The organism is Paraperlucidibaca sp., assembly GCF_982810325.1.
Genome location: NZ_CEYEMI010000013.1, coordinates 45893 through 59374, shown reverse-complemented (window position 1 = coordinate 59374; position 13482 = coordinate 45893). Strand labels below are relative to the sequence as shown.

13 protein-coding genes and 1 pseudogene are annotated in these 13482 nt (G+C 54.0%); 8 read left to right on the top strand and 6 right to left on the bottom strand.

Annotated features, from left to right (window positions below):
* Positions 1-173: 173 nt before the first annotated feature.
* Entirely contained in the window at positions 174-1370 is a 1197-nt protein-coding gene (gene tyrS, locus AC3DKE_RS06410; protein ID WP_340675641.1) for a tyrosine--tRNA ligase, read from the bottom strand.
* A gap of 122 nt (positions 1371-1492) precedes the next feature.
* Here tyrS and AC3DKE_RS06405 point away from each other — a divergent pair, with 122 nt between their 5' ends.
* Positions 1493-2599 carry an anhydro-N-acetylmuramic acid kinase gene (locus AC3DKE_RS06405; protein ID WP_340675642.1) on the top strand — a complete coding sequence of 369 codons (1107 nt, stop codon included), beginning with the start codon at positions 1493-1495 and terminating at the stop codon, positions 2597-2599.
* A 24-nt stretch (positions 2600-2623) separates the two neighbouring features.
* Here AC3DKE_RS06405 and erpA read toward each other — a convergent pair whose 3' ends face one another.
* Genes erpA through argC form a run of 4 tightly spaced genes read right to left on the bottom strand, consistent with a single transcriptional unit; the run spans position 2624 to position 5179 of the window.
* Positions 2624-2965, bottom strand: coding sequence for an iron-sulfur cluster insertion protein ErpA (gene erpA / locus AC3DKE_RS06400; protein WP_340675643.1), 342 nt, complete (start codon positions 2963-2965; stop codon positions 2624-2626).
* A 45-nt stretch (positions 2966-3010) separates the two neighbouring features.
* The gene (locus AC3DKE_RS06395; protein ID WP_379072038.1) at positions 3011-3451 is read right to left on the bottom strand and encodes a bactofilin family protein; all 441 of its coding nucleotides are present in this window, start codon (positions 3449-3451) and stop codon (positions 3011-3013) included.
* A 10-nt stretch (positions 3452-3461) separates the two neighbouring features.
* Entirely contained in the window at positions 3462-4118 is a 657-nt protein-coding gene (locus AC3DKE_RS06390; protein WP_340675645.1) for a DUF6776 family protein, read from the bottom strand.
* 29 nt (positions 4119-4147) lie between these two features.
* Positions 4148-5179 carry an N-acetyl-gamma-glutamyl-phosphate reductase gene (gene argC / locus AC3DKE_RS06385; protein ID WP_340675646.1) on the bottom strand — a complete coding sequence of 344 codons (1032 nt, stop codon included), beginning with the start codon at positions 5177-5179 and terminating at the stop codon, positions 4148-4150.
* A 154-nt stretch (positions 5180-5333) separates the two neighbouring features.
* On the opposite strand from argC, the gene hemJ reads away from it, so the two are divergent.
* From hemJ to AC3DKE_RS06360, 5 genes and pseudogenes are all read left to right on the top strand, one after another.
* Entirely contained in the window at positions 5334-5756 is a 423-nt protein-coding gene (hemJ, locus tag AC3DKE_RS06380) for a protoporphyrinogen oxidase HemJ (RefSeq protein WP_340675647.1), read from the top strand.
* A 5-nt stretch (positions 5757-5761) separates the two neighbouring features.
* Positions 5762-6517 (top strand): annotated as a pseudogene (gene thiD / locus AC3DKE_RS06375) (bifunctional hydroxymethylpyrimidine kinase/phosphomethylpyrimidine kinase); the annotation flags it as partial.
* A 24-nt stretch (positions 6518-6541) separates the two neighbouring features.
* Positions 6542-7159, top strand: coding sequence for a thiamine phosphate synthase (gene thiE / locus AC3DKE_RS06370; RefSeq protein ID WP_340676130.1), 618 nt, complete (start codon positions 6542-6544; stop codon positions 7157-7159).
* Complete coding sequence (gene hemL / locus AC3DKE_RS06365; RefSeq protein WP_340675648.1) at positions 7156-8445, top strand: glutamate-1-semialdehyde 2,1-aminomutase; 1290 nt, start codon at positions 7156-7158, stop codon at positions 8443-8445. The genes thiE and hemL overlap by 4 nt, the downstream gene beginning before the upstream one ends.
* Before the next feature lie 3 nt (positions 8446-8448).
* Complete coding sequence (locus AC3DKE_RS06360) at positions 8449-9660, top strand: DUF3108 domain-containing protein (protein WP_411730167.1); 1212 nt, start codon at positions 8449-8451, stop codon at positions 9658-9660.
* Here AC3DKE_RS06360 and mrcB read toward each other — a convergent pair.
* Positions 9649-11949, bottom strand: a complete 2301-nt coding sequence (gene mrcB, locus AC3DKE_RS06355; RefSeq protein WP_340675650.1) for a penicillin-binding protein 1B — start codon at positions 11947-11949, stop codon at positions 9649-9651. The two genes, AC3DKE_RS06360 and mrcB, sit on opposite strands and share 12 nt — an antisense overlap.
* A gap of 133 nt (positions 11950-12082) precedes the next feature.
* Between mrcB and AC3DKE_RS06350 the strand changes: the two genes are divergently transcribed.
* Positions 12083-13078 carry an adenosine kinase gene (locus AC3DKE_RS06350; RefSeq protein WP_379072023.1) on the top strand — a complete coding sequence of 332 codons (996 nt, stop codon included), beginning with the start codon at positions 12083-12085 and terminating at the stop codon, positions 13076-13078.
* Between the two features lie 8 nt (positions 13079-13086).
* The gene (locus AC3DKE_RS06345) at positions 13087-13410 is read left to right on the top strand and encodes a Rieske (2Fe-2S) protein (protein WP_340675652.1); all 324 of its coding nucleotides are present in this window, start codon (positions 13087-13089) and stop codon (positions 13408-13410) included.
* Positions 13411-13482: the final 72 nt, after the last annotated feature.

Here is a 13482-nt window from a genome sequence, read left to right as displayed (position 1 = left end):
TGTTTCGCTACCGAAGCAGCGCTGGTGTGGGGCGCATTATAGGGATGCCTGAGAGCGTGTAAAGTGCTTTTTGACATATTTGTTTCAACCGCTCAATTTCTCAGCAAAACCATGCCATTTTGTACGAACCATGAGCGATTTAGCGACTTTGCTCATGCTCTCGGCATTCACCATTAGCGCAGCGTAACGCGCGCTATCGCCTTTTTACCGGCTTGAATCACGCAACTATCGCCACGCTTCATTGAAAAGCCGTCAATTGCTGGCTGGCCATCAATGTATACAGCCCTGCGCGTAACAACATCTTTTGCAGCCGCCGAGTTACGAACTAAGCCGGCACGATTAAGAATCGCTACCAAATAGATTGGCTCATCGGACTCCATGACTACGTCTACATCCGGTACATCCGCAGGAATATCACCCATGCGCAGCACATTGCCTGCCGCTTGCGGTGCTGCCGCTGCTGCTTCGGCCGAATGAAAACGCGTGACAATCTCTTCAGCTAATAGCTTTTTCGCCTCTTGCGGATTTTTGCCCGCAGCTACCTCTGCCTGCAAAGCCTCAACCTCTTCAATGCTGCGGAAACTTAGCAATTCAAAATAGCGCCACAGCACGGTATCGGGGATAGAAAGCAGCTTTTGGTACATCTCACCCGGCGCATCGGAGACGCCAACGTAATTGCCCAAGGACTTTGACATCTTCTGCACGCCATCGAGACCCTCGAGAATAGGCACAGTGATACAGACTTGAGCAGCCTGGTCATAACGGCCTTGCAGCGTACGACCCATGAGTAGGTTGAATTTTTGATCGGTGCCGCCTAGCTCGACATCAGCTTTTAGTTCAATTGAGTCATAGCCCTGCAATAGTGGGTAGAGGAACTCATGAATAGCTATCGGCTGCTGCGCCGCAAAGCGCTTAGTGAAGTCATCGCGCTCCATCATGCGAGTAACGGTGTACTGCGCTGCCAAGCCAATTAAGTCACTTGCCGACAACTTCGCCATCCACTCCGAGTTAAACACCACGCGCGTGCGTGCAGGGTCCAGAATTTTGAACACTTGCTCGGCATAGGTCTTAGCGTTTTGCGCGACCTGCTCCTCGGTTAATGGCTTGCGGGTGATATTTTTGCCGGTAGGGTCGCCAATGCGGCCCGTAAAATCGCCGATCAAGAAAATGACTTCATGCCCAAGATCTTGAAATACCTTGAGCTTATTGATCAGTACTGTGTGGCCCAAGTGCAAATCTGGAGCAGTAGGATCAAAGCCCGCCTTTATACGTAGTGGCCGGCCTTCGCGGAGCTTTGCTAGCAAGTCGGCTTCAGGGATGATCTCTTCAGTGCCGCGCATGATGAGCGCGAGCTGTTGTTCGGGTGTCATAGGCTTAAGCTTTTTGTCATGGCGGTCATAAAAACCAATGGTCAGAGTTTAGCACTCTGCTGCGCCGACGCCACGCTAAGCCTGCTAGAGTTCATTGCACCGTTTATTGTTTTGGAGGCGCCATGTCTGCGCTGTTTATTGGTCTAATGTCTGGCACCAGTGTCGACGCTCTAGATGCCGCACTAGTGGACTTCAGCAATGAGCGTGTGCCGCGGCTTATTGGAGAGAAAAGCCATATCTGGCTAGCTGATGAGCGCCAAGAGTTGCTTGCATTAGCTGCAGGATGCGCAAATGAGATTGATCGCAGCGGGCGCGCTGGGCAATGGTGGTCAGAGCGAGCAGCCGCGCTGATTAATGAGCTGCTTGCAGAGCATCAGTTAAGTCCTAGCGATGTGCGCGCCATTGGCAGCCACGGTCAAACACTGCGCCATCGCCCTCACGGCGACCACCCATATACGCTACAAATTGGCGACCCTTGCTTATTAGCAGAACTAAGCGGCATATCTGTGGTGGCACAATTTCGTCAGCGCGATATGGCGGCAGGCGGCCAAGGCGCACCTTTAGTGCCCGCGTTTCATCAAGCAATTTTTGCCCAAAGCGAGCGCTGCGTGGTGGCACTTAATTTAGGCGGCATTGCTAATATAAGTGTCATGCAGCCAGGTCGTGGCGTGCGCGGCTACGACACAGGGCCCGCCAGCATGCTGCTCGATGGCTGGTGTCAGCGTCATACCAGCAAGGCTTATGACGAAGATGGGCGCTGGGCCGCTAGCGGCACCTGCCATCAGGGGCTACTTGATGCGCTACTAGCGATGCCCTACTTTTCGGCACCGGCGCCGAAAAGTACCGGCCGCGAGAGCTTTGGCATGAGCTGGCTAGAGCAGCAGTTGGTACTAGTAGGCACAGACATCAAACCCGAAGATGTGCAAGCAACACTGCTCGCCCTAACAGCGACGACAGTTGCGGATGCGATTTTGCGGGAAGCGCCAAGTGGCGAGCTCATTTTATGTGGTGGCGGCGCCAATAACACCGCGCTCTGCCAAGCCATTGCGGCAAAACTTACACACTGGCAGTGCAAACGCAGCGAGGCTTATGGCTATCCGGCGCAAGCTATTGAGGCGATGGCTTTTGCGTGGTTGGCGATGCGCTTTACCCAAGGCTTAAGCGGCAATGTGCCCGAAGTAACCGGCGCACGAGGCGCTCGCGTGCTGGGCGGATACTTTCCAGCCTAGACAGACACTAGGCTGGAGCTATCGCTAGATTGAAAACGACGAGCCGCAACCGCAAGTCGATTGCGCGTTGGGATTGTGGATGACAAATTGCGAGCCATTCAAGCCCTCGACATAGTCAACTTCAGACCCCACGAGATATTGATAACTCATAGGATCGACGAGCATCTCGACATCACCATTGGCAAAGCTGGAGTCGCCGTCTTTTACTTCGTCATCGAAAGTGAAGCCGTAAGAGAAGCCCGCGCAGCCACCGCCCGTGATATAGACGCGAAGTCGCAACGCTGGGTTATTTTCGCCCTCGCGTAATTTACGTACCTTGTCCGCTGCTTTGTCAGAAAGCGCTAAAGCGGCAGTTTGTTCACTCATGACTTTCACCTAGATAGTGCAAAAAAGCCTGTTGCAGGCTGCGCATTATACTGCGCGAACATTTGTCACTGGGCGAGCCTGCTCTGCATCAGCTTTTGACTCAGCCTTAGATGATGCATTTTTCGGCGAGGACTGCTCAGCAGATAGCACGCAAAGGCGACCAACCACCTCTGCACCCAATTGCATTTCCATATTCTGATACGTTACTACGCCATGAACACGGGCGCCTTTGGCCAATTCAAGATGGCCCGAGCAAGTAATATTGCCATGTACCGTACCGCTAATAATGGCATTAGGCACGTCGATGTCGCCTGCGACATGGCCATGAACCATTAAGCAACCTTCTTTAGAGTTGATATTGCCCTCTATACGCCCTTCAACATGAAGGCCGCCAACAAAGCTAATATTTCCTTGGATGGTTGATTGGCTGCTAATAAAGCTATGGTCTTTATAGGCAGCTGGATCATTTTTACTCTTCTTAAACATAGCTCACACCTTAACGAGTCTTAATTTCCCATTTGTAGCGCCGATCTAAACTGTTGGCGCCACTGCGAACTTGTACGTCTACACGCTCCGGGTTGAAGCCATCGGGTAGACGCCATTCGCCACTAAATTGCTGGTAATAACGCAATGTAAATCGCGGCTGATCGACAGGCAGCTCAATTTGACGGCTGCCGGCACTGACTTTCACCTTAACACGCCCTTCAGTCGCATTGCCGGATGCGTTGCTACGCACAATCAATAATCGGTAGCGCACGACCTTCGGATCTTTGGTCGGCAGCAACTCAAACAGCTCGATGGCCAGCGGCACATTGGCAGCTTTCTGCGATGTCATGCGCTTATAAAACGTAACGCGACTCTCCAGCGCTGACATGCCAGCCAGCAACTCTTGGTTATCTTCCTGCAAGCGTTGCGAAGCGGCATCGATAATATCGTACTCTTTGGCCTTTACAGCGACGCGCTCACGCTCATTAGACAAGCGCTTCTCGTAACTGTCGCGCAGCTTCTGCAAACTGCTCTCATGATCGGCGCCTAGTGATTGATTCACTAACTGGCTGGCAAAAAAACCAACGGCCGCCGCAACTATAGCAATAGTGAGCATACCCCAAGCACTAGTGAAAAAAGCAATGACTGGCCCGCGTACTGTTGGCATATAACGCCTGATGGCATCTCGCTTAGCCATCAGGGTAACAAGCCAATGTGCGCTAGGCCCATACGTTCATCAAAGCCAAACATCAGGTTCATGTTTTGTACGGCTTGGCCGGCAGCACCTTTAACTAGGTTGTCGATGACCGAAAGTATGACGACGGTGTCGCCACCTTGAGGCTGATAGACCGCCAAACGGCAAGTATTGGCGCCACGAACGCTACGAGTTTCTGGCAGGCTGCCGGCTGGCATGACATCGACAAAAGGCTCATCTGCATAGGCCGCCTCAAACAGTGCCTGCAAGTCGTCCACAGGCTTGATCAAGCGCGCATAAAGCGTAGAGTGAATTCCGCGAATCATTGGTAATAAATGTGGCACAAACGTCAAGCCAACCGGAGCACCATGTGCTAGCGCCAAGCCTTGCTTAATTTCGGGCAAGTGGCGGTGACCAGCAACGCCATAAGCCTTGAAGCTCTCGCCGGCCTCGGCCATCAGCGTGCCAATCTCAGCTTTACGGCCAGCGCCGGAAGCACCCGACTTCACATCGGCCACGAGCGCATCTGTAGCAATGACACCAGCATTGATCAAAGGCAGAAAACCAAGTTGCACTGACGTTGGGTAGCAGCCAGGGTTCGCAACCAGGCGCGCACCTTTAATGGCCTCGCGATTGACTTCAGGCAGACCGTAGACGGCCTCGGTGAGCAGGTGTGGGCAGCTGTGCTCCATGCCATACCATTTCGCCCATTCCACAGGATCTTTAATGCGAAAGTCGGCGGCCAAGTCGATGACACGCACGCCGGCGGCCAGCAACTCGGGCACTTGCTTCATGGCAATGCCATTGGGCGTGGCAAAAAAGACTACGTCGCATGTCGACAAAACAGCAGTGGATGGTTCCGAGAAAGCGATGTCGACATAGCCGCGTAGGTTCGGATAAAGCGCCGATACAGCCTGACCCGCCTCGCCACGCGACGTAATCGCCGTCAGCTCAACTTCAGGATGCAGCGCTAATAAGCGCAGTAATTCAACACCGGTATAACCCGTGCCACCTACAATTCCGACCTTTATCACGACTGCTCCTCGCTTGCTGGCTTGAAAAACTTCAGACAGGCCAAGGATTATCGGGAAACCACGGCCATAGGGCAAACGTTCCTAGTGTTTTTTCTTGCCAACTAGCCTAGCGCCGCCATTATTGGCAGACTGCGGGCCTTGCTAGGAGACGTTCATGCTGTGGATTAAAGCCTTTCATATCATCGCTGTGGTGTGCTGGTTTGCTGGCCTATTTTATTTGCCGCGACTATTTGTCTATCACAGCGAAAGTCAGGATGAGATCAGCCATGATCGTTTCGTCATCATGGCGCGGCGTCTATACAACGGCATTATGATGCCCTCGATGATTGCCAGCGTCGTGCTCGGCCTCTGGCTATTGGTGTTGGTATGGCCGGCATATGGCCATCAAGCTTGGCTGCACGCAAAGCTTGCGTTGGTGCTCCTGCTCTTGGCCTATCACCTCTATTGCAACCGCTTGCGCATTGCTTTGGCGGAGCGGCGTAGCCAGCACAGCAGTCGCTATTTTCGTATTTTCAATGAATTGCCGGTGCTGGCCTTGGTCGTCATTGTGATCTTGGTGGTGGTGAAACCCATATGAATTCCATGCGCCCAGTGACTTTATGCTTTTCTGGCCTAGACCCTTCCGGCGGCGCCGGCCTGCAAGCAGACATTGAAGCGATTGCTGGCCTTGGTGGCCATGCGGCCGTGGTGTGCACCGCACTCACTGTGCAGGACAGCCAAAGCGTTTATGACTTCTCATTGGTCGATACCAAGCTACTCATTGCTCAAGCTGAAGCGGTGCTGGCTGACCTGAATGTGGTGTCGGTAAAAATTGGCATGCTGGGCTCGCGAGCTGTGGTTGAGGCTATTTTCGCGCTTCTGACCAAGCATCCGCACATTCCGGTGGTGCTCGACCCTGTGCTCTCAGCCAACGCCGGCGGCAACTTAGCGCACGATGATTTACGCGCCGCATTGGTCGCCGTGCTGCCACAAACAGCGGTGATCACGCCGAATACATTGGAGCTACGCCGCCTCGCTGCCTGCGAAGATGATGCCGAGGCGATCCGTGTATTAAGCCAAGCTGGCGCATCGGCTATTTGGGTAACTGGCGGTCACGAGCCCGGCAATCAGCTAGTCAATCGACTTTATATAGATGGTGAGCTGACACTAGAGACATCACAAGCTCGGCTCGATGGTGAGTTTCACGGCTCGGGCTGCACACTGGCGGCAACATTAAGTGCGGCGATGGCACGCGGGCTTTCTGTGCGCGACGCCGTACCATTGACCGAAAGCTTTGTGCGCCAAGCTCTGCTGCACGCCGACCGGCCTCGCGATACTGGCCAATTCATTCCAAACCGCTTGGCTGCTCTAACGCAAAAACCTATGCGTATTCACGGCATCTATGCCATTACCGATGCCAGCCTTGGCGATGAGCTGCTGACGAAGGCGCGTTTAGCGCTGATCGGCGGCGTTCGTGTGCTGCAATATCGCGATAAAAGCTCAGATCAGGCTAAGCGCTTGCGCGAAGCTTCGGCATTGGCCGTGATATGTCGCGAATTCGGCGCTATGTTTATCGTCAATGATGACATTGCGCTAGCTCAAGCTACCGCCGCCGACGGTGTCCATCTTGGCCAAAGTGATGGCCAAGTGGCGCATGCGCGTGCTGTATTGGGGCGAGCCGCCATTATCGGCGTTACTTGCCACAATGATTTAAGCCTTGCCCGAAATGCTGTCGCCGCCGGCGCAGACTATCTTGCGTTTGGCGCCATGTTCGCATCACCCACGAAGCCTCAGGCGCAACTTTGCAGCCTCGATATTTTACGCGCCGCACGCGCAGAATTTTCCCTGCCGCTGGTAGCGATTGGCGGCATTAGCGTCGATACTATCGCGCCTATCCGCAATGCTGGCGCCGATGCCATCGCAGTTATTAGCGAGCTCTGGCGCAGCGATGACACCATCACGCGCAGCCAGCGCCTGACCCAGGAGATTTACACCCAATGAGCAGCAATCGATCCGAAGCGCTTTTTGCCGCCGCCTGCAAACACATTCCCGGTGGCGTGAATTCGCCCGTGCGCGCTTTTCGTGGCGTCGGCGGTAACCCGATATTTTTCTCGCGCGCTCAAGGTGCCTACCTTTTTGACGCCGATGACAATTGCTATATCGACTATATCTGCTCATGGGGTCCAGCGATTTTGGGTCATGCTCATCCCGATGTGATTCGCGAAGTTCAAGAAGCGGCAACATTAGGTTTATCGTTTGGCGCGCCAACGGAAGTTGAAGTGGAAATGGCGGACATCGTCTGTGAACTCATGCCATCGATGGATTTAGTGCGCATGGTCAGCTCTGGCACCGAGGCCACCATGAGCGCCATTCGCCTAGCGCGCGGCTTTACCGGCCGCGATGTCTTGGTGAAATTTGAAGGCTGCTATCACGGCCACTCCGACTCGCTGCTGGTGAAGGCCGGCTCAGGCGCACTAACTTTAGGCGTGCCAAGCTCTGCCGGCGTGCCCGCCAGCATTGCGCAACACACCATTACTCTGCCCTACAACGACCTCGATGCCGTGCGTGATTATTTCCGCGAGCATGGCGACAAGGTTGCCTGCATCATCGTTGAACCTGTCGCCGGCAATATGAATTTGATTCCGCCGCGTCCTGGCTTCTTGCAAGGCCTGCGCGAAGTCTGCGATCAATCCGGCAGCGTGCTTATTTTTGATGAAGTGATGACTGGTTTCCGCGTTGCTCTCGGCGGTGCGCAAGCGCTTTATGGCGTTAAACCCGACATCACCACGCTGGGCAAAATCATTGGTGGCGGCATGCCAGTAGGCGCTTTCGGTGGCCGTCGCGACATCATGGAATGTATCGCGCCATTAGGCCCGGTTTATCAAGCTGGCACGCTCTCGGGCAACCCAATTGCCATGCGTGCTGGCTTAAAAACACTGTCGCTCATACGCCAGCCCGGCTTTCATGAGCAACTAAGCGCGCGCACGAAAGCGCTTTGCGAAGGTCTCGAGGCTGCAGGTCGTAAGGCTGGCGTACCCATCAGCACGCATCATATTGGCGGCATGTTTGGCTTCTTTTTCAGCGAAACGCCGGCGTGGTCATTTGCCGAGGCAACGCAGGGCGACACCGAGTATTTCAAGGCATTCTTCCACGCCATGTTGGCTGAGGGCGTGTATTTGGCACCGTCGGCTTTCGAGGCGGGTTTTGTCTCTATCGCGCACACCGAGTCTGACATTAGCAATACCATCGCCGCAGCTGAACGCGCGCTGATGGCGACTCGTCGCTAAGTCATGACAGGCCGCCAGCGTCTCTGCATAGCTATTGTGCTATCGGCGCTGGCGCATGTGCTGACATTCACCGATATCGAATGGTCATGGCCGTGGCAGGACGAAAGCAGCGATGAAGTATTGTCGAAAAAACCTGCCGAAGAGCTCAAGCGCGTCAAACTTGCCTTCGCCAAACCTAAGCCAGAAAGCGAATGGCCGGTGGTGTATTTACTCAAGCCAGATGCGCCGGTAATCGTTGAGCAAGCCAAGCCTGTAGCGGCCAAGCCAAAGACGACTCCCAAGCCTGAAATTATCGTCAAAGCTACCGAGCCCACCATCAGTGACGACTTACTCAATGAGATCGTTGCTGATGCTCCGGCGCCTGAAATCATTGAGCCAGCACCAAGCTTTCCAGTGCAAGTCACCGCTCTGCAGCGTGCGAGCTATTACGGCTTCCAACTCAAGCTCACCCAGCAATGGTTTATGGAAGGCTTTCGCTACGCCATCATCAACAATGCTAGCAAATTCGGCTTCACCGCTACGCTCAGCAGTGAGGGTCAGGTTTCGCCAGAAGGTTTACACCCCGAGCATTACCGCCTCCTACTGAATAACGACCTGAAGCAGTACGCAGACTTTGATCGCGACGCCGGTGTGGTAATACATGGCAAGGCTGGACATCGAGAGACGGCGCCAATAACTCCCGACTTTCAAGACATGGCAAGCCTGCCCTACCACGTGGCTGTGAGCTATAGCGGCGAGGCTGAAAAACGCCTCATGGTCACCACGGGTAGCTCCGTGTATGAAATTGCACTTAATATCATTTCTGAAGATCAACTTAAGCTGCCTGGCGGCGTACTGCGCACCATTCATCTCACTGGTTCACGCATTCGCAGCGATGGCACACGCCAAAGCGGTTACGACATCTGGCTAGCGCCAGGCCTGCGTAATTTCCCAGTGAAGTTTCGCGGCCCCGATAGCAAGGGCAATATCCTAGAAATGGCAGTGATGACTCTGATGTTCGATGGCAAGGCCGTGTTTGGCAAAGATGTAGTGTTTGAACCCACCTCGGCAAGCGAGGATGCGCTGCCGGAGAGTATGTTGCCTGAGATCATTGGCAACACTAATGCACTGCCGGAACCAAGCACTACCGAGTCGCCACCAGTGCCCGAACCCACTGCAGAGGACGCCTTAATAGGCAATAAGACGCCCGCAGCTAGCGACGACTCAGCGGAATAGATTCATCACGCCATCGACCATGGAGTCGATGAAGCCGGGGATGCCGCCAGTGGCACATGGCGTCATTTCTTGTGGCCGCGATTTAGCCGCCACGGGGATGCGCACACCGCCACACTCAGCATTACTTAGACGACCTGTTGATGGATCTAGCCATTCCCACGCCACATCGGCAGGCATATCAGGCGCATGATAACTTGGCGATAAACGCGCCATCATATCGGTCCATACCGGCAATGCGCCTGTGCCACCTGACAGGCCAGTGGAGCTATTGTCATCACGACCCAACCAGACCACACCTAACAGGTCGCCAGCCGAGCCAGCAAACCAGCTATCGCGCAAATCATTCGTTGTGCCTGTCTTGCCGGCAACTACTGTGCTGCTCGGCAAGCGCCGATACGCCGACGCGGCTGTACCAGCGCGCGCGACCTGCTCAAGGCCATAATGCAGAACATAGGTATCGGCGGGGTCAACGACTTGTCGACGCTCACCGGCAAAGCGTTGCAAAGTCTGGCCGTCAGAATCAACGACTTCACGAATGCTCTGAATCGGTGAGCGCACACCAGTTAACAAGACCTGATACAAATGTAAAACCTGTATTGGCGATTGATTCAAAGCACCTAGTAGTAACGATGGGTAGCTTTGCAGGTCACCCTCAACACCGAGCTGACGCAATGTATTGATGAAAGCAGGCAAGCCAACGGTCATGCCCAAGCGCACAGCGGCTTGGTTATACGAGCTAGCCAAAGCCGTTCGTAATGGTACCGAGCCGTGGCTTTGCTTATCGTAGTTTTGCGGCTCCCAGCGCTTACCTGAGTCACTCACAACTTCTACTGGGTCGTCACTAATCGGGGTTTGCCAGGTGTATTGACCCGTGCTCAATGCTGTTAAATATATAGCCGGCTTCAGTAGTGAGCCAACTTGGCGCGAGGCATCGATGGCGCGGTTATAGCCAGTAAAAACACCCGTACCGCCAATTAAGGCACGCAGTTCGCCGCTGCGCAGATCAGCCGCTAGCACAGCACCTTCGAGTTTATCTAGCTTGCGGCCTTGCTTGCGAAGACGTGCGACGGTATCGCGCAGGGCAGCATCAGCGGCATTTTGCACCCGTGGATCGAGCGTGGTGTAAATGCTCAGCCCTTGGCTGGTGAGATCATCTGATTTATAGCTTTCGCGCAGCTGTCGGCGCACAACATCGAGAAAGTCGGGATAAAGATTGTTCGATGCCGATGGCTTAGCGATTACGCCCAAGGGCTTATTCATCGCGACATCACGATCGGGCGCACTGAGCTTATCTTCACGATATAAGTTATCGAGCACGATGTTGCGGCGCTGCAGGGCACGCTCTTGGTTACGGCGCGGATTGTAATACGAGGGGCCTTTTACCATGCCAACGAGTAACGCCACTTGCGGCAAAGACAACTCAGACAATGGCTGGCCAAAATAAAACTCCGCAGCCAAGCCAAAACCATTAATTGAGCGAGTGCCTTGCTGACCAAGATTCACTTCATTGAGATAGGTTTCTAAAATTTCAGACTTGCTGTAATGCGCCTCAAGCAGCAACGCCATCAGGGCTTCATTGACTTTACGTGTGAGTGAACGCTCATCGCTTAGGTAGAAGTTTTTCACCAGCTGCTGCGTCAGCGTACTGCCACCTTGGCGTACCTGACCGCTAGTAATGTTGACCCAGACTGCGCGCATAATACCGCGCAGCGAAATGCCAATATGCTGATAAAAGCGCTGATCTTCAGTGGCCAATAATGAATCGACTAGATGCGGCGGCGCTTCTTTTAACTGAATCAGAATGCGGTCTTCGTTTTGGCTAGGATAAATACCGCCAATCACTAAAGGCTCCAGACGCACACTGCCGCGCTGACCAACGCGTGTGCTGGCCAGCTCCACCAAACGATTTTGCTGAAAACGAATACGTAATAACTGACTAGGTTCGCGACCGTCGCCAAAGGCAAAGCCACGGCTATGAATAAACAGCGTATTGCCATCAACATCGTAAGTGCCAGAAGAAGGCGCACCGGCGAGGCGCCTATAATTCAACAGGCGCAGCTCATCCTCAACGCTTTGCTGTGACAGCTGCTCACCCTTAGTAAGCACCAATGGCCGCGCATAAACGCGGGCCGGAATCGCCCAGCGCTTGCCTTCAAACTTCTCACGCACGATGCTATCTAAATGCATGATATAGGCGCCGCCACCAACGACACCGATCAAGGCGATCAACATAAAAACTAAGACAGCCGCTGTTTTTAAACGACCGCTAGAAGCTGGAGTTTTGGCCACGCAGAACATCCACAAAAAGAGAATAGGTCGCATTGTACTCATGCCAATGCGGTAGCGGAAACACTGTCATCTGGCAGAAAGCGTGAGCATCTCTATAATGCGCGCTGAAATTCACTGAACTAATGAGATCGCCATGAGCCGCCGCTTCGATATTTATGCCATTGGCAACGCCCTAGTCGACCTCGAATACGCTGTTGATGAAGACTTCTTGAGCCAGCACGGCATTGAAAAGGGCGTGATGACCTTGGCTGAAGCCGATGCTCAAGCCGCGCTATTGAACGCACTTGATGCTAATGCACCGCGCCTAAAGCAGGCCAGCGGTGGCTCGGCCGCCAATAGCATCATTGCCGCCAGCGCCATGGGTGCTCGCTGCTTCTATCACTGCAAAGTCGCAAATGACGCGCTCGGCACACTCTATCGCGATGATCTACTCGCCGCCGATGTCAGCACCAATCTGAAGGAAGTACGTCCCGAAGGCGTCACCGGCACCTGCGTAGTCATGGTCACGCCAGACACCGATCGCACCATGAATACTTACTTGGGCATTACCGCCGAAGTCTCGCGCGCCGAGCTCGACCCAGAAGCGCTGCAAGACAGCAAATGGCTGTATATCGAAGGCTATCTGTGCACCTCAGATTCGGCTCGCGATGCCGTCGCGCACGCACACGAGCTGGCGAAAGCGGCCGGCGTTAAACGCGCACTGACGTTTTCTGACCCCGCCATGGTGCAATACTTCCTGCCTCAGCTTAAGACACTGCTAGCCGATGGCGTCGATTTACTATTTTGCAACGAAGATGAAGCTCGTGGCTTTGCCGGTTGCGATGACCTTGATCAAGCCCTCATTACCCTGCGCGGCGTGGCTGAGCGCGGCATCATCACCTGTGGCAAAAACGGCGCTTGGGTCTGGACCCAAACTAGCGTGCTAGAACTGCCTGCCTGTCCCGCCACGCCGGTGGATACACTAGGCGCTGGCGATAGCTTTGCTGGTGCGGTGCTGTATGGTTTAAGCCAACGCTGGACGTTTGAAGATTGCGCACGCTTAGCCATGCGCACTGCCGCTCAAGTGGTGTCGCAGTTTGGCCCACGCTTGAGTATTGAACAATATCGCGCGCTGCTCAGCGCTGATTAGGAGGAGCAATGGGTTTTCGTTTATGCGCCAACGCCGATTTAGTTGAAAATGAGGCCCGCGCCTTTCGTTCTCCAGCTGGTGAAGTCATCGTGGTAAACCGCGATGGCCAAACCTACGCTTATCAAAATAGCTGCCCACACTTAGGGATTAATCTCGAGTTTAATCCCGACGAATTCATGGACAGCGAGAACTATTTTCTCATTTGCAGCAACCATGGCGCGTTGTTTCAAGTTGAAGATGGCCTCTGTGTTAGCGGCCCCTGCCAAGGAGAGTCCTTACTCAGCGTTCCCATCCAAATACAGGACGGATTCATCGAATTAATCGAACAATAGTTTGTTAACGCGCAAATAACGCTGTTTTGTTTGCGCCCCTGTCAATGCTCTGCTATAGAGAGCGATTATCTG